The following is a 20,721-nucleotide window of genomic DNA, read 5'->3' on the forward strand; positions in this document are numbered from 1 at the left end:
CAGCCCCCTTTTTGTTATTTGCCGATGCAGAAGCTGGAAAAGATTCTTCCCAGCAGATCATCAGAGCTGAAAGCCCCGGTGATTTCACCCAGAGAATGCTGGGCCTGACGCAAATCTTCGGCGAGCAATTCACCGGCACCCGCCAATGTCAGCTGCGCACGGCCGTGTTCCAGCGCGGCACTGGCATGGCGCAGAGCCTCGAGATGGCGGCGGCGTGCGCTGAAGCTGCTTTCCGACGTTTGCTCGTAACCCATGCAAGCCTTGAGATGGTCACGCAGCAAGTCCAGCCCTTCACCGGCCGACTTGGCGCTAAGGCTGATCGTCACATGTCCGTCTTCACTGGTTTCCAGGGCAATTGCTTCGCCGGTCAGATCCGCTTTGTTGCGAATCAGGGTGACTTTCGCCGGATCCGGACGGGTTTCGAGGAATTCCGGCCACAACGCAAACGGGTCCAGCGCCTCCGGGGCGGTCGCATCAACCACCAACAACACCCGATCGGCTTCACCGATTGCCTTCAATGCCCGTTCGACACCGATCTTTTCCACATGATCATCGGTATCACGCAAACCTGCGGTATCGACAACGTGCAACGGCATGCCGTCGATGTGGATATGTTCGCGCAGGATATCCCGCGTGGTGCCGGCAATCTCCGTCACGATCGCCGCTTCGCGACCGGCCAGTGCATTCAACAGACTGGACTTGCCGGCATTCGGACGGCCGGCAATCACCACGGTCATGCCATCGCGCAACAACGCACCTTGCCCGGCTTCACGCAGTACTGTGGATAACTCATCGCGCACTTTGTCGAGCATGCTCAACACATGGCCATCGGCGAGGAAGTCGATTTCTTCTTCCGGAAAGTCGATGGCGGCTTCGACGTAGATGCGCAGACCGATCAGTTGTTCGGTCAAGTTATGCACACGTTGGGAAAAAGCGCCTTGCAAAGAACGCAGAGCATTGCGTGCAGCCTGTGCCGAACTGGCTTCGATCAAATCGGCAATCGCCTCGGCCTGGGCCAGGTCGAGTTTGTCATTGAGGAAGGCTCGTTCACTGAATTCACCGGGACGGGCCAAACGACAACCCAACTCCAGGCAACGCTTGAGCAGCATGTCCAGCACGATCGGGCCGCCATGTCCCTGCAATTCCAGCACGTCTTCGCCGGTAAACGAGTTCGGTCCCGGGAAATACAGCGCCAGACCTTCATCGAGCACTTGCTGGTCGTCACTGAAAAATGGCCCGTAATGGGCGTAACGCGGTTTCAGTTCGCGGCCGCTGATAGCTTTGGCTGCAACGCTGGCCAGCGGTCCGGAAATACGGACGATGCCCACACCGCCGCGACCTTGAGCGGTGGCGACGGCGGCGATGGTTTCACGAGGTGTGCTCATAAACCGGAATCCAGACAAAAGTGGCAGATAGCAAAACGCCCCACGAGGGGGCGTTCTGAGTGGTGTTATCCACAGTGCAAGTTACGCCTCGGCTTTTTTCGTCGCCGCTTCGATCTTACGCGTGATGTACCACTGTTGTGCAATCGACAGGCAGTTGTTCACAACCCAGTACAGCACCAGACCTGCAGGGAACCACAGGAAGAAGAAGGTGAAGATGATTGGCATCATTTTCATGACCTTCGCCTGCATCGGATCCGGCGGAGTCGGGTTCAGCTGCTGCTGGATGAACATGGTTGCGCCCATGATGATCGGCAGGATGAAGAACGGATCCTTGATCGACAGGTCAGTGATCCACAGCATGAACGGCGCCTGGCGCATTTCCACGCTTTCCAGCAGAACCCAGTACAGCGAAAGGAAAACCGGCATCTGCACGAGGATCGGCAAGCAGCCGCCCAGCGGATTGATCTTCTCTTTCTTGTACAGCTCCATCATGGCTTGCGACATTTTCTGCCGGTCATCGCCATGTTGCTCTTTCAGAGCAGCCAGTTTCGGCGCGACAGCACGCATGCGCGCCATCGATTTGTAGCTGGCAGCCGACAGAGGGAAGAAAATACCCTTGATCAGCATGGTCAGGAAGATGATCGACCAGCCCCAGTTACCGACAATGGCGTGGATGTGTTGCAGCAGCCAGAAGATTGGCTGGGCAATGAACCACAGAATGCCGTAGTCGACGGTCAGTTCCAGACCTGGGGACAACTCTTTCAATACAGCCTGGCTTTTCGGACCGGCGTACAGCACAGCGCTGGTTTCAACTTTGGCACCCGGAGCAGCGGTCAGTGTTGGACCGGTGTAACCGATGATGTAGTTGCCTTTGCTGTCTTTACGAGTCTGGACGATGTTGTTTTCGCCCTTGGCCGGAATCCACGCAGTCACGAAGTAGTGTTGCAGCCAGGCTACCCAACCACCGGTGACGGTTTCTTTCAGCTGTGCCTTGTCCATGTCCTTCATGGACACTTTTTTGTAAGGCTCCGAACTTGTCCACAGGGCGGCGCCCAGGTAAGTCGCGGTGCCAGTAGCGGTTGTGGACGAAGGATCAGCGCTAGCATCGCGCTTCAACTGCGCGAACATCGCGCCATTCCAGGGCTGAGCGCTCTGGTTATCCACAATGTAGGAAACGGCTACGTCATACAGGCCGCGTTTCAGAGTGAAACGCTTGATGTAATTGACGCCGTCCTTGCTGAACTTCAGGTCGACGACCAGTTGGTCCTGACCGTCAGCCAGTTGATAAGTCTTCTTCTCCGCGGAGTAGACCGGACGACCGGCCGGATTTGCATCAGGACCATTGGTGCCGATCAGACCGCTTTGTGCCAGATAAACACGTTCGCCGCCGTTATCGAACAGCTGGAACGGAACATCAGGACGATCCTGACGACGTGGATACAAAGGCAAGGTCAGTTGAGCAACATCGCCACCTTGTGGATCGATCGCGAGATCGAGCACGTCGGTTTTGATCTGGATCAGATCCTTGCTGGCGGCTACCGGAGTTTCGGCAGGTGCGCTGGTATCGCTAGCGGCGCGCGGAATATCGTCACTGGCGGCAGCATTATTGCCAGTGGCGGTGTCCGGCAAACCGGATGTAGTCGTACTGGAAGCAACATTCTGAGTCGGCAGGGCAGCCTGGCCATAGTCCTGGTTCCATTTAAGAACCATAACGTAGGACACGATTGCCAGGGCGACGATCAGGATCGTGCGTTTGATATCCATGATTACTCGGCCATCGAAGAAGAACGGGAGGTAGGGATAGGTGGAACCGGGTCATAACCACCGGGATTCCACGGATGACAGCGACCTAAACGACGAAAGGTCAGCCAGCCACCGCGCAGAAGGCCATGATTTTCAATGGCTTCATACGCGTAGCAGGAACAACTGGGGTAGAAGCGACAGTGGCTGGCCATCAAAGGACTAATGGCATAGCGATAAAACTGGATCGGAACGAGGGCCAGTTTACGCATCGGTACTGTCTACCCCTACAGCTTCGGTTTTGACTTCCGGAACCGGCTTGCTGCGTGCCAGGCGTTTCCAGAGCTTGCCGAAATGCTGAATCAATTCGGGGTTTTCTACATCGCCCAGACCTTTGCGCGCGACGATAACGATATCCCAGCCGACCAGTGAATCCTGGTGCAGACGGAACGATTCGCGCATCAAACGCTTGAGGCGATTGCGCTCAACGGAGAGCTTTACGCTCTTTTTCCCGATAACCAGCCCGAGACGGGGGTGATCAAGATCGTTGTTGCGTGCAAGGAGCAGGAGATTTTTCCCCGGAACCTTGCCGGTAGGGGAGTCAAAGACTGCCTTGAAATGCCGGGGGGTAAGCAGACGCTTTTCCCGACTGAAGTCCTGACTCACCTCCAGTACCGGATTATCAAACTGCCAGACGCGCACGACCTTTGGCGCGACGACGCGACAGGACTGCGCGGCCGTTCTTGGTAGCCATGCGAGCACGGAAACCGTGGGTACGAGCGCGTTTGATAGTGCTTGGTTGGAAAGTACGTTTCATTGTCGTGTTACCTGGTTCGTCCACAACGGGCCGGAATGGCCCCCGTTTTAAGAGACCGGGGATTCTAGAGAAAGCAAGCCTTCAGGTCAATTTCCAACCAACGTTTCCTTATAAATAGATCTCGAGGTGTTCTTTGCCTGATCACCTGCTCTCCATACATAAAAATAAAGAAGGGAATTATTTAAAGCTTTTCTGTAAAGCTTATAAAAGCTAGGCAAACCTTCTTCTGTGGATAAGTGACACCGGCCCATGTTTTACCTGATGTACAGAGAATGACAACTACAGTGGAAAACCGTGTTCAGCCTGTGCTGCGCCATCGGATAACCTGTGCGTGGAATGGGCTGTTATCCACAGGCAGGTTATCCACCGAGTTCAACCCCTACTTGTCCAGTGCCCTTAGAGGCGGTTATCCACAGAGCTTATTCACACACCGTTGGTCGCCTTTTTCTGATTTAACGCATTGATAAATCATGCTCACCCGGCAACCTGCATGTGGATAAGTGGACGGCTCGCCGCTACAATGGCCGCTTGTTTTTGCCTCACCGGCTTTCAACTTAGGGGATATCCGTGTCAGTGGAACTTTGGCAGCAGTGCGTGGAGCTTTTGCGCGAGGAGCTGCCTGCCCAACAATTCAACACCTGGATCCGTCCACTACAGGTCGAAGCCGAAGGCGACGAGTTGCGCGTCTACGCACCGAACCGTTTTGTGCTGGACTGGGTCAACGAAAAGTATCTGGGCCGCGTCCTTGAACTGCTGGATGAGCACGGCAACGGCATGGCGCCTGCGCTTTCCTTATTGATAGGCAGCAAACGCAGTTCCGCTCCGCGTGCCGCACCGAACGCGCCGCTTGCAGCCGCGCAGGTTTCCCAGCAGGCCCAGGCAAATGCCACGCCTGTGAGTACGCCGGCACCCACCCAGACGTCAGCCCCGGCAGCCAAGCGTTCAACGCAGAAAAGCCCTGAAGTCAGCGATGAACCGTCTCGCGACAGTTTCGACCCGATGTCCGGGGCTGCTTCGCAACAGGCCCCGGTCCGTGCCGAACAGCGCACCGTGCAGGTCGAAGGTGCGCTCAAGCACACGAGCTATCTGAACCGCACCTTTACCTTTGAAAACTTCGTCGAAGGTAAATCCAACCAGCTCGCCCGCGCGGCGGCCTGGCAAGTGGCGGACAACCCCAAGCACGGCTACAACCCACTGTTCCTTTATGGTGGTGTCGGCCTGGGTAAAACCCACTTGATGCACGCGGTGGGTAACCACCTATTAAAGAAGAACCCGAATGCCAAGGTCGTGTACCTGCATTCCGAGCGTTTCGTCGCCGACATGGTCAAGGCGCTGCAACTGAACGCGATCAACGAGTTCAAGCGTTTCTACCGTTCGGTGGATGCTTTGCTGATCGACGACATTCAGTTCTTTGCTCGCAAGGAGCGCTCGCAGGAAGAGTTTTTCCACACCTTCAACGCCCTGCTTGAAGGTGGCCAGCAGGTCATTCTCACCAGTGACCGCTACCCGAAAGAAATCGAAGGCCTTGAAGAGCGCCTCAAATCCCGCTTCGGTTGGGGCCTGACGGTAGCCGTCGAGCCGCCGGAACTGGAAACCCGCGTCGCGATCTTGATGAAGAAGGCCGACCAGGCCAAAGTCGAGTTGCCGCATGACGCTGCGTTCTTCATTGCCCAGCGTATTCGCTCCAACGTCCGAGAGCTGGAAGGCGCGCTGAAACGCGTGATTGCCCACTCGCACTTCATGGGCCGCGACATCACTATCGAGCTGATTCGCGAATCCCTGAAAGACCTGTTGGCGCTGCAAGACAAACTGGTCTCTGTGGATAACATTCAGCGCACCGTCGCCGAGTACTACAAGATCAAGATCTCGGACTTGTTGTCCAAGCGCCGTTCGCGCTCGGTAGCGCGTCCGCGTCAGGTGGCCATGGCGTTGTCCAAGGAACTGACCAACCACAGCCTGCCGGAAATCGGCGATGTGTTTGGCGGCCGTGACCACACCACCGTGTTGCACGCCTGCCGCAAGATCAACGAACTTAAGGAATCCGACGCGGACATCCGCGAGGACTACAAGAACCTGCTGCGTACACTGACCACTTGATGAACACCAGCGCAGCTTATTAAGGCAAGGGACTAGACCATGCATTTCACCATTCAACGCGAAGCCCTGTTGAAACCCCTGCAACTGGTCGCAGGCGTCGTCGAGCGTCGACAGACCTTGCCGGTACTGTCCAACGTGCTGTTGGTAGTCGAAGGCCAGCAACTGTCGCTGACCGGTACCGACCTGGAAGTCGAGCTGGTCGGTCGTGTGCAACTTGAGGAGCCGGCGGAAACAGGTTCCATCACCGTGCCTGCGCGCAAGCTGATGGATATCTGCAAAAGCCTGCCCAACGATGCGCTGATCGACATCAAGGTCGACGAGCAGAAGCTGGTGGTGAAGGCTGGCCGTAGCCGTTTCACCCTGTCGACCCTGCCAGCCAACGATTTCCCGACCGTTGAAGAAGGTCCGGGCTCGCTGACCTGCAGCCTTGAGCAAAGCAAACTGCGTCGCCTGATCGAACGCACCAGCTTCGCAATGGCCCAGCAGGACGTGCGTTACTACCTCAACGGTATGCTGCTGGAAGTGTCCGAAGGCATCATCCGCGCCGTGGCCACCGACGGTCACCGTCTGGCCATGTGCTCGATGAAAGCCGATATCGGCCAGCCTGATCGCCATCAGGTGATCGTGCCGCGCAAAGGTATCCTTGAACTGGCACGTCTGCTCACCGAGCCGGACGGTAATGTCAGCATCGTCCTGGGTCAACATCACATCCGTGCGACCACCGGTGAATTCACCTTCACCTCGAAACTGGTTGACGGCAAGTTCCCGGACTACGAGCGAGTTCTGCCGAAGGGCGGCGACAAGCTGGTACTGGGCGATCGCCAGGCTCTGCGTGAAGCGTTCAGCCGTACCGCTATTCTGTCCAACGAGAAGTACCGTGGTATCCGTCTGCAACTGGCCAGCGGTCAGTTGAAGATCCAGGCCAACAACCCGGAGCAGGAAGAAGCGGAAGAAGAAGTAGGCGTTGAATACAACGGCGGTTCGCTGGAAATCGGCTTCAACGTGAGCTATTTGCTTGACGTGCTGGGCGTGATGACCACCGAGCAGGTTCGCCTGATTTTGTCCGACTCCAACAGCAGTGCGCTGGTGCAAGAGTCCGACAACGACGATTCGGCTTACGTTGTCATGCCGATGCGTCTGTAATCAGCTGACCCTGGATGTCCTTAAGTCGTGTTTCGGTCACCGCGGTGCGCAATCTGCACCCGGTGACCTTCTCCCCCTCCCCCCGCATCAACATCCTTTACGGCGCCAACGGCAGCGGCAAAACCAGTGTTCTGGAAGCCATTCATCTGCTGGGGCTTGCCCGTTCGTTTCGTAGCACGCGGCTTTTGCCGGTCATCCAGTATGAGCAGCTCGCCTGTACCGTGTTCGGTCAGGTCGAACTGGCCGAGGGTGGGCATAGCGCTTTGGGCATCTCGCGCGATCGTCAGGGTGAGTTCCAGATCCGCATCGACGGCCAGAACGCCCGCAGCGCTGCGCAACTGGCGGAGATCCTGCCGCTGCAGTTGATCAACCCCGACAGCTTCCGCCTGCTCGAAGGCGCGCCGAAGATTCGCCGGCAGTTTCTCGACTGGGGCGTGTTCCACGTTGAGCCGCGCTTCATGGCCACTTGGCAGCGTTTGCAGAAGGCCTTGCGCCAGAGAAACTCATGGCTGCGGCATGGTACACTTGACGCCGTTTCGCAAGCGGTTTGGGACAGGGAACTGTGCCAGGCCAGCGCTGAAATCGATGAATACCGCCGCGCTTACATCAAAGCCTTGAAACCAGTCTTTGAACAAACCTTGAGCGAACTGGTTGAGCTCGAAGGTTTGACGCTCAGCTATTACCGAGGCTGGGACAAAGACCGGGAGTTGAGCGCCGTACTCGCCGGTTCCGTGCAACGGGACCAGCAAATGGGTCATACCCAGGCAGGACCACAACGGGCTGATTTGCGTCTTAGATTGGGCGCACACAACGCCGCGGACATTTTGTCCCGGGGTCAGCAGAAGTTGGTGGTCTGTGCACTGCGGATTGCCCAAGGGCATCTGGTCAGCCAGGCCCGACGCGGTCAGTGTATTTATCTGGTGGATGACTTGCCGTCCGAGCTGGACGAGAGCCATCGTCGCGCGCTGTGCCGCTTGCTGGAAGACTTACGCTGCCAGGTGTTTATCACCTGTGTAGATCACGAATTATTGAGGGAAGGCTGGCAGACGGAAACGCCAGTCGCTTTGTTCCACGTGGAACAGGGCCGTATCACCCAGACCCACGACCATCGGGAGTGAAGGCATTGAGCGAAGAAAATACGTACGACTCAACGAGCATTAAAGTGCTGAAAGGCCTGGATGCCGTACGCAAACGTCCCGGTATGTACATTGGTGACACCGACGATGGCAGCGGTCTGCACCACATGGTGTTCGAGGTGGTCGACAACTCGATCGACGAAGCCCTCGCCGGCCACTGCGACGACATCAGCATCATCATCCACCCGGATGAGTCCATCACCGTTAAAGACAACGGCCGTGGCATCCCGGTAGACGTGCACAAAGAGGAAGGCGTTTCCGCCGCCGAGGTCATCATGACCGTCCTCCACGCTGGCGGTAAGTTCGACGACAACTCCTACAAAGTTTCCGGCGGTCTGCACGGTGTAGGTGTGTCGGTAGTGAACGCGCTGTCCGAAGAGCTGGTACTGACTGTTCGCCGCAGCGGCAAGATCTGGGAACAGACCTACGTCCACGGCGTACCTCAGGCGCCGATGGCCATCGTTGGCGATAGTGAAACCACCGGTACCCAGATCCACTTCAAGGCTTCCAGCGAAACCTTCAAGAACATTCACTTCAGCTGGGACATCCTCGCCAAGCGTATTCGTGAACTGTCCTTCCTCAACTCCGGTGTCGGCATCGTCCTCAAGGACGAGCGCAGTGGCAAGGAAGAGCTGTTCAAGTACGAAGGCGGCCTGCGTGCGTTCGTTGAATACCTGAACACCAACAAGACTGCGGTCAACCAGGTGTTCCACTTCAACATCCAGCGTGAAGACGGCATCGGCGTGGAAATCGCCCTGCAGTGGAACGACAGCTTCAACGAGAACCTGTTGTGCTTCACCAACAACATTCCGCAGCGCGACGGCGGTACTCACCTGGTGGGTTTCCGTTCTGCACTGACGCGTAACCTGAACAACTACATCGAGCAGGAAGGTCTGGCGAAGAAGCACAAAGTCGCCACCACCGGTGACGATGCCCGTGAAGGTCTGACCGCGATCATCTCGGTGAAAGTGCCGGATCCGAAGTTCAGCTCGCAGACCAAAGACAAGCTGGTGTCTTCCGAAGTGAAGACCGCGGTCGAGCAGGAGATGGGCAAGTACTTCTCCGACTTCCTCCTGGAAAACCCGAACGAAGCCAAGCTGGTCGTCGGCAAGATGATCGACGCTGCGCGTGCCCGTGAAGCTGCGCGCAAGGCCCGTGAGATGACCCGCCGCAAAGGCGCGCTGGACATCGCCGGCCTGCCGGGCAAGCTCGCTGACTGCCAGGAAAAAGATCCGGCGCTGTCCGAACTGTACCTCGTGGAAGGTGACTCTGCGGGCGGCTCTGCCAAGCAGGGACGTAACCGCAAGACCCAGGCCATCCTGCCGTTGAAGGGCAAGATCCTCAACGTCGAGAAAGCGCGTTTCGACAAGATGATCTCTTCCCAGGAAGTGGGCACCTTGATCACCGCACTGGGCTGCGGTATCGGTCGCGACGAGTACAACATCGACAAGCTGCGTTATCACAACATCATCATCATGACCGATGCTGACGTTGACGGTTCGCACATCCGTACCCTGCTGCTGACCTTCTTCTTCCGTCAGTTGCCGGAGCTGATCGAGCGTGGCTACATCTACATCGCTCAGCCACCGCTGTACAAGGTCAAGAAAGGCAAGCAAGAGCAATACATCAAAGACGACGACGCCATGGAAGAGTACATGACGCAGTCGGCCCTGGAAGATGCGAGCCTGCACCTGAACGAAGAAGCCCCGGGCATTTCCGGTGAAGCGCTCGAGCGTCTGGTGAACGACTTCCGCATGGTGATGAAGACCCTCAAGCGTCTGTCGCGCCTGTACCCGCAGGAGCTGACCGAGCACTTCATCTACCTGCCGGCCGTGAGCCTGGAAAAGCTTGGCGACCACGCAGCAATGCAAGAGTGGCTGGCCCAGTACGAAGCGCGTCTGCGCACCGTTGAAAAATCCGGTCTGGTCTACAAGGCCAGCCTGCGTGAAGACCGTGAACGTGGCGTCTGGCTGCCAGAGGTCGAACTGATCTCCCACGGTCTGTCGAACTACGTCACCTTCAACCGCGACTTCTTCGGCAGCAACGACTACAAAACCGTCGTCACCCTCGGCGCTCAACTGAGCACCCTGCTCGACGAAGGTGCGTACATCCAGCGTGGCGAGCGCAAGAAAGCGGTCACCGAGTTCAAGGAAGCACTGGACTGGCTGATGGCGGAAAGCACCAAGCGCCACACCATCCAGCGATACAAAGGTCTGGGCGAAATGAACCCGGATCAGCTGTGGGAAACCACCATGGACCCAAGCGTGCGCCGCATGCTGAAAGTCACTATCGAAGACGCCATTGGCGCAGACCAGATCTTCAACACCCTGATGGGTGATGCGGTCGAACCTCGTCGTGACTTCATCGAGAGCAATGCTCTCGCGGTATCCAATCTGGACTTCTAGGTTGCCGACTCCGCACAGGAAAGGCCCGCGCAAGCGGGCTTTTTTTTGCGTTCAATTTCGTCTTGAAGCGCGATACGATGCGGCTCTTTCGTCGCAGACAGGCGGCGGCCAGATTGTAGAAAAACAACTAAAAAAAGAGCAATCAATTGACTCATCAATGCGTAAGGAAGGATTCCGTCACACGTCTATCGGTCAGTGTGCTGCCCCTGCTGTTGGGGGTTCTGGCCTTTTTTATCGTCATCGGTCCAAGGGCGCTAAACCCGCAAAACATTGCGTGGCTGGGCAGCGGTGATCCGGCAACACACTACCTTGGCTGGGTGTTTTTCAGGCATTCGCCCTGGTCGTTGCCGCTGGGGCTCAATCCTTCGTATGGATTGGAGCTGAGCAGCGCGATCATCTACTCGGATTCGAACCCGCTGCTGGCGTTGATCTTCAAACCCTTTGCCGCATGGCTTCCCGAGCCTTTCCAGTACTTTGGCCTGTGGCTGTTGTTGTGTTTTGTGTTGCAGGGCTGGTTTGCCTGGAAGCTGATGGGCCTGGCCACCGCCAACATTGCGCTGCGTTTGCTGGGGGCGGCACTGTTTCTGTTCAACCCGGCGCTGATTTCGCGGATGGCAGAGCATTTATCCCTCGCCGGGCACTTCCTGATCCTGGCCGCCCTGTATCTGGCCCTGCGCCCTCATGTCGAGCGGCGTTGTCCGGCCTGGGGCACGTTGCTGGCGGTCGCGGCCTTGATACACGCTTATCTGTTGGCAATGGTTGGCTTGATCTGGCTCGCCGACTTGCTGGCCCAATCATTGAGGCGGCAGCTGCTGCTGAAAAAGGCGTTTGTCGAGCTGGTTGGCCTGCTGTTGCTGACCGGGGTGTGTTGCTGGCAAGCAGGCTATTTCACCGTTGAAGGTGAGGGACTGGCTTCATTCGGATTCGGATTGTTTCGCGCCAACGTGCTGACGTTTTTCGACCCCGCTGGATGGTCTCGCGTCCTCGGCGATATACCTGGCGTACCTGGGGATTCGGCCGGCATGGCTTTCCCGGGGCTGGGGGTGATGTTTCTGCTCGTTTGCGCGCTGTGGTTCATTTGCTCCGGCGAAGGCCAGATCGTTGCAACGATGCGCAAACGCTGGTTATTGCTGCTGGCACTGTTTGGACTGATGCTTTTTGCGTTCTCCAACAGGATCGGCGTCGGACCGCTCGAGTTCGTCTACTGGTTGCCTGACCCCGTCATTTCCATGGCCGGTATTTTCCGCGCTTCGGGGCGGATGATCTGGCCGGTCATGTACGCGGCGATCTTTGCGGTGGTGTTCCTGATCGCGCGTAACGCGGCGCCACGGACTGCGCTGTTGCTGCTGGTGACAGCCCTTCTGGTACAGGTCTTCGACACCCGTGCCGGTTGGGCAGGCATACGCCGGCAGCAGATGGTCACACCTGCTGCGACCTGGAAAACCCCGATGGTCAATCCGTTCTGGCAAAGCGCGGCAGCGCACTATCAGAAGGTCCGCTACGTGATTCCGCAGAACCTGACGACTCATTGGATGACCCTCTCCGATTACGCGGGCCGGAATCATCTCGCCACCGATGCGGTGTACCTGGGCCGAGTGAGTGCGCAAGCGCAGGAGGATCTGCAGCGTACTGCCGCCAGAACCATCGACTCCGGCAAGTATGAGCGCGATACCCTCTACGTGCTTGAGCAGCGGTCAGCGCTGCAAGCGGCGCTCAACGTGGATGACGACAGCGATATGCTGGCCAGGATTGACGGCTTCCATGTGCTGGCCCCGGGCTGGAAGCGCTGCACTGACTGTCTGCCACTCATGGCCGGTGCCCCCCGGGATTTGATCCCTTCATTCGACGCCGGCGAAAAGCTGCAGTTTGTGGAGGGGAGTCGGGGCACGGCTGCACTTGGAAAAGGCTGGTGGTTTGCCGAGGCCTGGGGCACCGGATCGGTCGGGCCGGATGCCGAGATCATCCTGCGCCCCAAGGCTGGCGTGAGTTCACTGACGCTTGAAACCAACGCGTTCCTGTCTGAGAGAACGCCGCGCCAAACGGTGGATATCAGCATCAATAACGTGCCGGTAATCTCTGCCAGCCTGACCAACGCCACCAGCAACACAATCAATATCAACCTGCCTGCCGAGGTGCAGGCCCTCGTCGCGCAACAAGGTGTGCTGCGTATCCAGCTGCATTTTCCGCTGGCAGTCAGTCCGCATGATCTCGGCTGGGGAGAAGACATCCGCAAACTGGCGATTGGATTGCTGGCATTGACCTTTCATTGATCACTGGTGCCAGCCAGGGCCAACGCAATGCCGTTGGCCTGCCCTCTTCACTCGCTCGTTGCCGTGACACTCTCCAGCCGATATCCATACCCGTAAATGGTCAGCAGTTGCCAGCCCCGCTCCGCCGTCAGCCCAAGTTTGTTGCGCAGACGGTAGATGTGCGTATCCAGCGGTCGCGAAGAGACCGCCTCTTCGTGGGGCCAGAACCGCTCATATAGGTATTCACGCGACAACGGCCGCCCCAGATTACTGAACAGGCAGCGAGCGAGGCGGTATTCGCGCTCGGTCATGACGATGGGTTTAAGGTCGCGGGTGACGGTCAGTTCGGCGTCATCGAAGATCAGGTCATTGAAACTCAACACTTCGGCGGCGGCACTACGTGGCTGGCTGTGCCGGCGCAGCACGGCGGCGACTCGGGCTTTCAGCTCATTGGGGCGGAACGGTTTGCTGACGTAATCGTCGGCACCGGCATTGAGGGCCTGGACGATGTCGCTTTCGCCGTCGCGGCTGGTCAGCATGATCGCGGCGGGCGGCGACTCCATGTGTTCGCGGGTCCAGCGCAGTAGCGCCAAGCCGGTCAGGTCGGGCAGTTGCCAGTCGAGGATCAGCAGGTCGAAAGTGTCCCGGCGCAGCTGGCGCAACAGGTCCTCTCCCCGTTCAAAGCTGTGCAGTGACCATGGCTGGTCCCCTGCAGCAGCCATTTGCTGCAGGGTTTGCTCGACCCGGCGCAGTTCGGCGGGTTCATCGTCCAGTATCGCAACGCGCATACGCGTGGGTTCCTTGTTGCTTGGGCAGTGGCCGGCAACCTTAACGGGCTGGCCTGTGCATTGAAAAAGTAAGCCGTCCGCCGTCGATCAACGTCCGCTATGATTCTTCGGATCTACGTCTTCAGACCTGTGACCCATGAAACCATTCACTGCCCCCTGCCCTGTTTGCCATGAATAACCCGCGTCGGCGTGAAAGTCGCGAGCCGAGTCAGGTCCAGCGCCTGTTTCGACGGCTGGTGCGTGAGTGGTTGTGGATAAGTCTAGTTCTGTTGCCGCTGACTGCGCTGTCTTCGTATCGCGCCCAGACCAACCTGCACGACGTCGTGCCGGGCTGGAGCGCGTTGCTCTCGGTGGGGCTGGTGGCGTGCGTCCTCGGTTTGCTGCTATGGCGGCCGCGCTGGGCGATCTGGGTGACTCTGGGCGGGGTGGCGTGCGTGTTGCTGAGCAGCGCGGGTCTGGCGGAGATCCGGCACTGGTGGTCACCGACCCCGGCGGCGCTCGGCATATTGTTCGGCTATTTGATCTGGAACTGGCGACGCCTGAGCGTGGTGCTGACTTATTTTGGCTGGGAACTGGCGCGTCTCGATAGCGAGCCGAAAGTTTTCCCCGAACGCCGCCGCACGCAATTCACCGGCGCCGATCGCCTGCAGGGGCAAATCATGGCGCTTGAACAGGCCATGAGCCGTACTCGTGATACTCGGCGTTTCATTGCTGATGGACTGGAATACTTGCCCGTCGCCACGCTGATCAGCGATCCAAAAGGGCAGATCCTGCTCGGTAATCGCAAAGCTCGTCAGCTCTTCGACAACAATCTGGTAGGTGACGACGTTCTCGATCAACTGGCTCGACTCGGTTACCCGGAGTTGTCCACAGAGCAACGCCCGTCACTGTCGCTCATGCCGCTGCTGGAGTTTCGCGATTACAAGGAACGCAGCTTGCGGCTAGAGCGTGCGGCTTTACTACCGGTGGATGGAGATACGCCAATCGGATGGCTGCTCAGCCTCACGGACCTTAGTGCCGAACGTGCCGCCGAGGAGCAACGCAGTGTGTTGCTGCGTTTTCTGTCTCACGACCTGCGCGCACCGCATTCGGCGATTCTTGCGCTGCTGGACGTTCACCGCCATCAGGCCGGGGCGGATTCACCGTTGTTCGAGCAGATCGAACGGCAGGTACGCCGCGCACTCGATCTGACCGATGGATTTGTTTTGCTGGCGCGGGCCGAATCCGAGACTTACCAATTTCAGCCGACGCTGTTCGCGATGCTGGTGCTCGACGTCATGGACCAAGCATTGCCGATTGCCCAGCAAAAACGCATCGAACTGTTGCATGACATGGATGAGCGATGCCAGGAGCGCCTGATCAATGCTGACCAGGGCTTGCTGACCCGTGCACTGTTCAACTTGCTGGAAAACGCGATCAAGTACAGCCCGGCCTACACTACGATAAAGCTGAACGTGCGCTGCGACGAAGAATGGTTGCAGTGTGAGCTGATCGATCAAGGCAAAGGCATTGCTGCCGAAGAATTACCCGATCTGTTCAGCCAGTATCGACGTTTTTCTTCTGCAGAAGGCATTGATGGCGTAGGCCTGGGTCTGTCGATGGTCAAAGCGGTGGTCGATCATCATGGCGGCGCAATCGAGTGCCATAGCGTGGTCGATCAAGGCACTACATTCCTCCTCGAAATTCCACTGACCCCGGAGTGAGCAGGCACAAAAAAACCGGCTATATCAGCCGGTCCTTTTACTTCCGAAAAAAACTTATGCACCTTTTACGGTGTTTTATGAGCTTGAGAAATATATAAGTAAATCAATCACTTAATTTCAATATTCAAGCGTTTTCAACAAAACCGTACACAGGTTATCCACAAAATCTCAGACAGCGATCTGATCACTTGCGGCCGGTGCCTGCGGGGCCGGTGGCAGTGAGCCCATTTCGCGCTGGGTCTTCTCGTTCCAGGCTTGCACCCGGTCGTTAAGCTCGGCGACGGCGCGAGGGCCAGTACCTTCGGCATACATCGGTTCACCGATGACCACAGTGATTACACCGGACTTTTTGCCCCAGCCGATTTTCGGCCAGAATTTGCCGGCATTGTGTGCAATCGGCAGCACCGGAAGCGCCGCATTCACCGCCAAAGCGCTGCCACTGCGGGAGAATTTGCCGACAGTGCCGTAGGGAACGCGTGTACCTTCCGGGAAGATCAGCACCCAGACGTTGTCCTTGAGCAGCTCATCACCCTTCGCCGCGACTTGTTTCAAAGCAGCTTTCGGGTTGTCGCGATCAATCGCGATCGGCCGCAACATGGCCATGGCCCAGCCGAAGAACGGCACGTAAAGCAATTCGCGCTTGAGCACTTGGCTCAGCGGCGAAAAATAAGCGGAGAGAAAAAACGTCTCCCAAGTGCTCTGGTGGTTCGACTGAATCACGCAGGGCCGGTCAGGCACGTTTTCCGCGCCTTTGATTTCGTAACGGATACCGAGAAACACCTTGGTTAACCACAAGGCGCAGCGACACCAGTACACGTTGATAAAACGATAACGCGCCTTGAATGGCAAAAACGGCGCGATAAAAAAACTCAAGCTGCACCACAGCAGGGAAGTGGTGCCCAGCAGCAGGTAAAAGAGAAAAATCCTGATGGCCCGCAGTATCGACATAGTGACGTTTACCGTTACGGGGCAATGCCCGAGTGTTCAAGCGCACTCCCGATCAATCCCTGGTCAGGAACTTCAGAAGTACTCTAGTTGTGGATAAGTTCTGCGGCAATCGCCGCCAGATCGTCAAAAATCAGAGTGCCAACCGGCAGGGTTTTGCCCTGAGTCTTTGCGCCTTTTCCGGTCTTTACCAAAACTGGCTGTGAATCGACGGCTTTGGCGGCCTCCAGGTCACCAAGGCTGTCGCCGACGAACCAGACATTGGCCAGCTCGACGTTGTAATGCGCGGCGATGGTTTTCAACATCCCCGGTTTCGGCTTGCGGCAATCGCAGCCTTCGTCCGGCCCATGCGGGCAATACACGATCAGCCCGACTTCACCGCCCTGCTCCTCGACCAGCTCGCGCAGGCGCGCGTGCATGGCGTCGAGGGTGGCGAGGTCGTAATAGCCGCGAGCAATGCCCGACTGGTTGGTGGCGACCGCCACCGTCCAGCCGGCCTTGCTCAACTGCGCAATCGCTTCGATCGAGCCGGGCAACGGAATCCACTCCGCCACTGACTTGATGTAAGCGTCGGAGTCGTAATTGATCACTCCGTCCCGATCGAGAATCAGCAGTTTCAACAGCAATCCCTCAACCCAGCAGCGAAATGTCGGCAACACCGAGGAACAGACCACGCAGACGCGCCAGCAGCGCGTAACGGTTGGCCCGCACATTGGCGTCGTCGGCATTGACCATCACCGCGTCGAAGAACGCATCCACCGGCTCACGCAATGCCGCCAGGCGTGCCAGCGATTCGTTGTACTGACGCGCCGCAGCCATCGGTTGTACCGCTTGATCCGCTTGCTGGATCGCCGAGTACAGCGAGAACTCGTTGGCGTTGTCGAAGTACTTGGCTTGCACCTCGGTCGGCACCGCGCCTTCGAGTTTGCTCAACAGGTTCGATACACGCTTGTTCACCGCCGCCAGCGCAGCCGCTTCCGGCAGTTTGCGGAAGGCCTGCACCGCTTGCACACGCTGATCGAAGTCCAGCGCCGAACCCGGCTTCAAAGCACGGACCGACAGGTAAGTGGCCACTTCAACGCCTTCGTCTTCGTAACGCGCACGCAGACGGTCGAAGATGAATTCCAGCACGGCTTCGTTGAGGCCGGCAGCCTTGACCTTGGCACCGAACGCGGCCACGGCGAAAGCCACAGCGTCGTTCAGGTCCAGATCGAGTTTCTTCTCGATGAGGATACGCAGCACGCCGAGTGCCGCACGACGCAGGGCATACGGGTCTTTGCTGCCGGTCGGCAGCATGCCGATACCGAAGATACCGACCAGGGTGTCGAGCTTGTCAGCGATCGCAACGGCTGCACCGGTCAGGGTCGCTGGCAGTTCTGCACCGGCACCGCGTGGCATGTACTGCTCGTTCAGCGCCAGCGCGACATCTTCCGGTTCGCCGTCATTGAGGGCGTAGTAATAACCGGCGACACCTTGCATCTCCGGGAACTCGCCGACCATTTCGGTGGCCAGGTCGCACTTCGACAGCAGGCCTGCACGGGCAGCCCACGAAGCGTTGCCGCCAATGCGTGCGGCGATGTACGCAGCCAGTTTCGATACGCGCTCGGCCTTGTCGTAGACGCTGCCGAGTTTTTCCTGGAACACCACGTTCTTCAGGCGATCGTTGAACGCTTCGAGTTTCTGCTTCTTGTCTTGCTTGAAGAAGAACTCGGCGTCGGTCAGGCGTGGGCGAACCACTTTCTCGTTACCGGCGATGATCTGCTGCGGGTCTTTGCTTTCGATGTTGGCCACAGTGATGAAACGTGGCAGCAGCTTGCCGTCGGCATCCAGCAGGCAGAAGTACTTCTGGTTGTCCTGCATGGTGGTGATCAGCGCTTCTTGCGGCACATCGAGGAAACGTTCCTCGAACGAGCACACCAGCGGCACCGGCCATTCAACCAGCGCGGTCACTTCGTCGAGCAGTGCCGGCGGAACGATTGCCGTGCCTTCCTGACGGGTGGCCAGCTCTTCGGTGCGCTTGCTGATGATTTCGCGACGCTCGTTGGCGTCGGCCAGTACGTAAGCGGCACGCAGGTCGGCGAGGTAGCTCGACGGCGAACCGATGCGCACGCTTTGCGGGTGATGGAAACGGTGACCACGGGAGTCACGGCCAGCCTTCTGCGCGAGGATGGTGCAATCGATGACCTGGTCACCGAGCAGCATCACCAGCCACTGGGTCGGACGCACGAACTCTTCCTTGCGCGCACCCCAACGCATGCGTTTCGGGATTGGCAGGTCGTTCAGCGAATCTTCGACGATGGTCGGCAGCAGGCTCGCGGTCGGCTTGCCGGCGATGCTCTGGCTGTAACGCAGTTTCGGGCCGCTCTGATCGATTTCGCTCAGATCGACGCCGCACTTCTTGGCGAAGCCCAGTGCTGCTTGCGTTGGATTGCCTTCAGCGTCGAACGCCGCCTGACGTGGCGGGCCGTCGAGGTTGATGCTGCGATCCGGTTGCTGGGTAGCCAGCGCGGTGATCAGCACAGCCAGACGGCGCGGCGCGGCGTAGACGGTTTTGCTTTCGTAGCTCAGGCCAGCGGCTTGCAGGCCCTTGTCGATACCGGCGAGGAACGCTTCAGCCAAGGTGTTCAGGGCTTTCGGTGGCAGTTCTTCGGTGCCCAGTTCAACCAGAAAATCTTGCGCACTCATTGTGCAGCCTCCAGCTTGGCCAGTACTTCGTCACGCAGGTCCGGGGTCGCCATCGGGAAGCCCAGCTTGGCGCGAGCCAGCAGGTAGGCTTGCGCAACGGAACGCGCCAGGGTGCGTACGCGCAGAATGTATTGCTGACGCGCGGTCACCGAGATTGCCCGGCGCGCATCCAGCAGATTGAAGGTGTGCGAAGCCTTCAACACCATTTCGTAGCTCGGCAACGGCAGCGGCTGGTCGAGTTCGATCAGGCGCTTGGCTTCGCTTTCATAGAAGTCGAACAGTTCGAACAGTTTGTCGACGTTGGCGTGTTCGAAGTTGTAAGTGGACTGCTCCACTTCGTTCTGGTGGAACACGTCGCCGTAGGTGACTTTGCCCATCGGGCCGTCAGCCCAGACCAGGTCGTAGACCGAATCCACGCCTTGCAGGTACATGGCCAGACGCTCGAGACCGTAAGTGATCTCGCCGGTCACCGGGTAGCACTCGATGCCGCCCGCCTGCTGGAAGTAAGTGAACTGGGTCACTTCCATACCGTTCAGCCAGACTTCCCAGCCCAGACCCCAGGCGCCGAGGGTCGGCGATTCCCAGTTGTCTTCGACGAAGCGAATGTCGTGGACCAGCGGGTCGAGGCCGACATGCTTGAGCGAGCCCAGGTACAGTTCCTGGAAGTTGTCCGGGTTCGGCTTCAGGACGACCTGAAACTGATAGTAGTGCTGCAGACGGTTAGGGTTTTCGCCGTAACGGCCGTCAGTCGGACGGCGGCTTGGCTGCACGTAAGCGGCGTTCCAGGTTTCCGGGCCGATGGCGCGGAGGAAGGTCGCGGTGTGGAAAGTGCCGGCGCCTACTTCCATATCGTAGGGCTGAAGTACCACGCAACCTTGCTCGGCCCAGTATTGCTGGAGCGCGAGGATCAAGTCTTGGAAGGTACGCACGGCTGGCGTAGGCTGGCTCACGAAATTCACCTGTTTCTTGGGCTGCGATTTAAAGAGCGGGAGTATACCCGATTCATTGCTGCGCACGCCCCCTGGAGCCTTATGCCACGCTGCTTTTGGTGTACCGAAGATCCGCTGTACATGGCTTATCACGACCAGGAGTGGGGCACGCCGCTACGCGATGCGCAGGGTTTGTTCGAGTTGCTTTTGCTCGAAGGGTTCCAGGCCGGGCTGTCCTGGATCACCGTGCTGCGCAAACGCGAGCGTTATCGCGAGGTGCTGTTCGGCTTTGACGTACAGCGCGTGGCGCAGATGAGCGACGCCGAAATCGACGAATTGATGCTCGACCCGGGGATCATCCGCAACCGCCTCAAACTTAACGCCGCCCGGCGTAATGCCCAGGCCTGGCTGGCGCTGGAGGATCCGGTGGCGTTCCTCTGGTCGTTCGTTAACGACCAACCGATCATCAATCATTTCAAGGATCGCAGCGAAGTCCCGGCGATCACTCCCGAAGCGCTGGCGATGAGCAAAGCCTTGAAAAAGGCCGGGTTCACGTTCGTCGGCCCGACCATTTGCTACGCGCTGATGCAGGCCTCGGGCATGGTCATGGACCACACCCAGGACTGCGACCGCTACGCGCAGCTCGTCAACGGCGGTTAGAATGGCCGCCTCGCGCACCGCACAAGATCAGGAGTGACC

Annotated in this window: 17 protein-coding genes; 7 read left to right on the forward strand and 10 right to left on the reverse strand. The window is 58.3% G+C overall.

Annotation, left to right across the window (positions count from 1 at the left end; translation table 11 throughout):
- Positions 1-14 precede the first annotated feature (14 nt).
- The 5 genes from mnmE to rpmH form a co-directional block, all read right to left on the reverse strand.
- Complete coding sequence (gene mnmE / locus ACW9IR_RS02030) at positions 15-1,385, reverse strand: tRNA uridine-5-carboxymethylaminomethyl(34) synthesis GTPase MnmE (RefSeq protein ID WP_186613184.1); 1,371 nt, start codon at positions 1,383-1,385, stop codon at positions 15-17.
- Positions 1,386-1,466: 81 nt separating this feature from the next.
- Positions 1,467-3,149, reverse strand: a complete 1,683-nt coding sequence (yidC, locus tag ACW9IR_RS02035; protein WP_102902525.1) for a membrane protein insertase YidC — start codon at positions 3,147-3,149, stop codon at positions 1,467-1,469.
- Positions 3,150-3,151: 2 nt separating this feature from the next.
- Positions 3,152-3,397 (reverse strand): membrane protein insertion efficiency factor YidD, encoded by a 246-nt coding sequence (yidD, locus tag ACW9IR_RS02040; RefSeq protein WP_010465488.1) that lies wholly within the window; start codon positions 3,395-3,397, stop codon positions 3,152-3,154.
- Complete coding sequence (gene rnpA, locus ACW9IR_RS02045; protein ID WP_457461483.1) at positions 3,390-3,791, reverse strand: ribonuclease P protein component; 402 nt, start codon at positions 3,789-3,791, stop codon at positions 3,390-3,392. The genes yidD and rnpA overlap by 8 nt, the downstream gene beginning before the upstream one ends.
- 16 nt (positions 3,792-3,807) lie before the next feature.
- On the reverse strand, positions 3,808-3,942 hold the full coding sequence (gene rpmH / locus ACW9IR_RS02050; protein ID WP_003213577.1) for a 50S ribosomal protein L34: 135 nt from the start codon (positions 3,940-3,942) through the stop codon (positions 3,808-3,810).
- A gap of 567 nt (positions 3,943-4,509) precedes the next feature.
- On the opposite strand from rpmH, the gene dnaA reads away from it, so the two are divergent.
- The 5 genes from dnaA to ACW9IR_RS02075 all read left to right on the forward strand — a co-directional run bounded on the left by dnaA (position 4,510) and on the right by ACW9IR_RS02075 (position 12,993).
- Positions 4,510-6,039, forward strand: a complete 1,530-nt coding sequence (gene dnaA / locus ACW9IR_RS02055) for a chromosomal replication initiator protein DnaA (protein WP_034152191.1) — start codon at positions 4,510-4,512, stop codon at positions 6,037-6,039.
- A gap of 39 nt (positions 6,040-6,078) precedes the next feature.
- Complete coding sequence (gene dnaN / locus ACW9IR_RS02060; RefSeq protein WP_007911887.1) at positions 6,079-7,182, forward strand: DNA polymerase III subunit beta; 1,104 nt, start codon at positions 6,079-6,081, stop codon at positions 7,180-7,182.
- Between the two features lie 14 nt (positions 7,183-7,196).
- On the forward strand, positions 7,197-8,300 hold the full coding sequence (gene recF / locus ACW9IR_RS02065; RefSeq protein ID WP_003220208.1) for a DNA replication/repair protein RecF: 1,104 nt from the start codon (positions 7,197-7,199) through the stop codon (positions 8,298-8,300).
- A 5-nt stretch (positions 8,301-8,305) separates the two neighbouring features.
- Positions 8,306-10,723, forward strand: a complete 2,418-nt coding sequence (gyrB, locus tag ACW9IR_RS02070) for a DNA topoisomerase (ATP-hydrolyzing) subunit B (RefSeq protein ID WP_007911885.1) — start codon at positions 8,306-8,308, stop codon at positions 10,721-10,723.
- A 197-nt stretch (positions 10,724-10,920) separates the two neighbouring features.
- Complete coding sequence (locus ACW9IR_RS02075) at positions 10,921-12,993, forward strand: DUF6311 domain-containing protein (protein ID WP_457461428.1); 2,073 nt, start codon at positions 10,921-10,923, stop codon at positions 12,991-12,993.
- Between the two features lie 47 nt (positions 12,994-13,040).
- Here ACW9IR_RS02075 and ACW9IR_RS02080 read toward each other — a convergent pair whose 3' ends face one another.
- A complete protein-coding gene (locus tag ACW9IR_RS02080; protein ID WP_102902528.1) occupies positions 13,041-13,760 on the reverse strand; it encodes a response regulator transcription factor in 720 nt (239 codons plus the stop codon).
- Positions 13,761-13,930: 170 nt separating this feature from the next.
- Here ACW9IR_RS02080 and ACW9IR_RS02085 point away from each other — a divergent pair, with 170 nt between their 5' ends.
- Positions 13,931-15,463 carry an ATP-binding protein gene (locus ACW9IR_RS02085; RefSeq protein ID WP_457461430.1) on the forward strand — a complete coding sequence of 511 codons (1,533 nt, stop codon included), beginning with the start codon at positions 13,931-13,933 and terminating at the stop codon, positions 15,461-15,463.
- A gap of 168 nt (positions 15,464-15,631) precedes the next feature.
- Here ACW9IR_RS02085 and ACW9IR_RS02090 read toward each other — a convergent pair whose 3' ends face one another.
- The 4 genes from ACW9IR_RS02090 to glyQ form a co-directional block, all read right to left on the reverse strand.
- Entirely contained in the window at positions 15,632-16,411 is a 780-nt protein-coding gene (locus ACW9IR_RS02090) for a lysophospholipid acyltransferase family protein (RefSeq protein WP_095119689.1), read from the reverse strand.
- An 83-nt stretch (positions 16,412-16,494) separates the two neighbouring features.
- A complete protein-coding gene (gmhB, locus tag ACW9IR_RS02095) occupies positions 16,495-17,034 on the reverse strand; it encodes a D-glycero-beta-D-manno-heptose 1,7-bisphosphate 7-phosphatase (RefSeq protein WP_457461433.1) in 540 nt (179 codons plus the stop codon).
- A gap of 4 nt (positions 17,035-17,038) precedes the next feature.
- On the reverse strand, positions 17,039-19,093 hold the full coding sequence (gene glyS / locus ACW9IR_RS02100; protein ID WP_457461434.1) for a glycine--tRNA ligase subunit beta: 2,055 nt from the start codon (positions 19,091-19,093) through the stop codon (positions 17,039-17,041).
- Positions 19,090-20,043, reverse strand: a complete 954-nt coding sequence (gene glyQ / locus ACW9IR_RS02105; RefSeq protein ID WP_025112261.1) for a glycine--tRNA ligase subunit alpha — start codon at positions 20,041-20,043, stop codon at positions 19,090-19,092. The genes glyS and glyQ overlap by 4 nt, the downstream gene beginning before the upstream one ends.
- Positions 20,044-20,124: 81 nt before the next feature.
- On the opposite strand from glyQ, the gene ACW9IR_RS02110 reads away from it, so the two are divergent.
- Positions 20,125-20,682 carry a DNA-3-methyladenine glycosylase I gene (locus tag ACW9IR_RS02110; protein ID WP_102902532.1) on the forward strand — a complete coding sequence of 186 codons (558 nt, stop codon included), beginning with the start codon at positions 20,125-20,127 and terminating at the stop codon, positions 20,680-20,682.
- Positions 20,683-20,721: the final 39 nt, after the last annotated feature.

Source organism: Pseudomonas sp. SDT291_1_S447 (assembly GCF_054070155.1).

Bases quoted from the DNA above. Each gene is read 5' to 3' on its own strand.
- mnmE (WP_186613184.1), bottom strand. From the start codon at position 1,385: ATGAGCACACCTCGTGAAACCATCGCCGCCGTCGCCACCGCTCAAGGT.
- yidC (WP_102902525.1), bottom strand. From the start codon at position 3,149: ATGGATATCAAACGCACGATCCTGATCGTCGCCCTGGCAATCGTGTCC.
- yidD (WP_010465488.1), bottom strand. From the start codon at position 3,397: ATGCGTAAACTGGCCCTCGTTCCGATCCAGTTTTATCGCTATGCCATT.
- rpmH (WP_003213577.1), bottom strand. From the start codon at position 3,942: ATGAAACGTACTTTCCAACCAAGCACTATCAAACGCGCTCGTACCCAC.
- dnaN (WP_007911887.1), top strand. From the start codon at position 6,079: ATGCATTTCACCATTCAACGCGAAGCCCTGTTGAAACCCCTGCAACTG.
- recF (WP_003220208.1), top strand. From the start codon at position 7,197: ATGTCCTTAAGTCGTGTTTCGGTCACCGCGGTGCGCAATCTGCACCCG.
- ACW9IR_RS02080 (WP_102902528.1), bottom strand. From the start codon at position 13,760: ATGCGCGTTGCGATACTGGACGATGAACCCGCCGAACTGCGCCGGGTC.
- ACW9IR_RS02085 (WP_457461430.1), top strand. From the start codon at position 13,931: ATGAATAACCCGCGTCGGCGTGAAAGTCGCGAGCCGAGTCAGGTCCAG.
- ACW9IR_RS02090 (WP_095119689.1), bottom strand. From the start codon at position 16,411: ATGTCGATACTGCGGGCCATCAGGATTTTTCTCTTTTACCTGCTGCTG.
- glyS (WP_457461434.1), bottom strand. From the start codon at position 19,093: ATGAGTGCGCAAGATTTTCTGGTTGAACTGGGCACCGAAGAACTGCCA.
- ACW9IR_RS02110 (WP_102902532.1), top strand. From the start codon at position 20,125: ATGCCACGCTGCTTTTGGTGTACCGAAGATCCGCTGTACATGGCTTAT.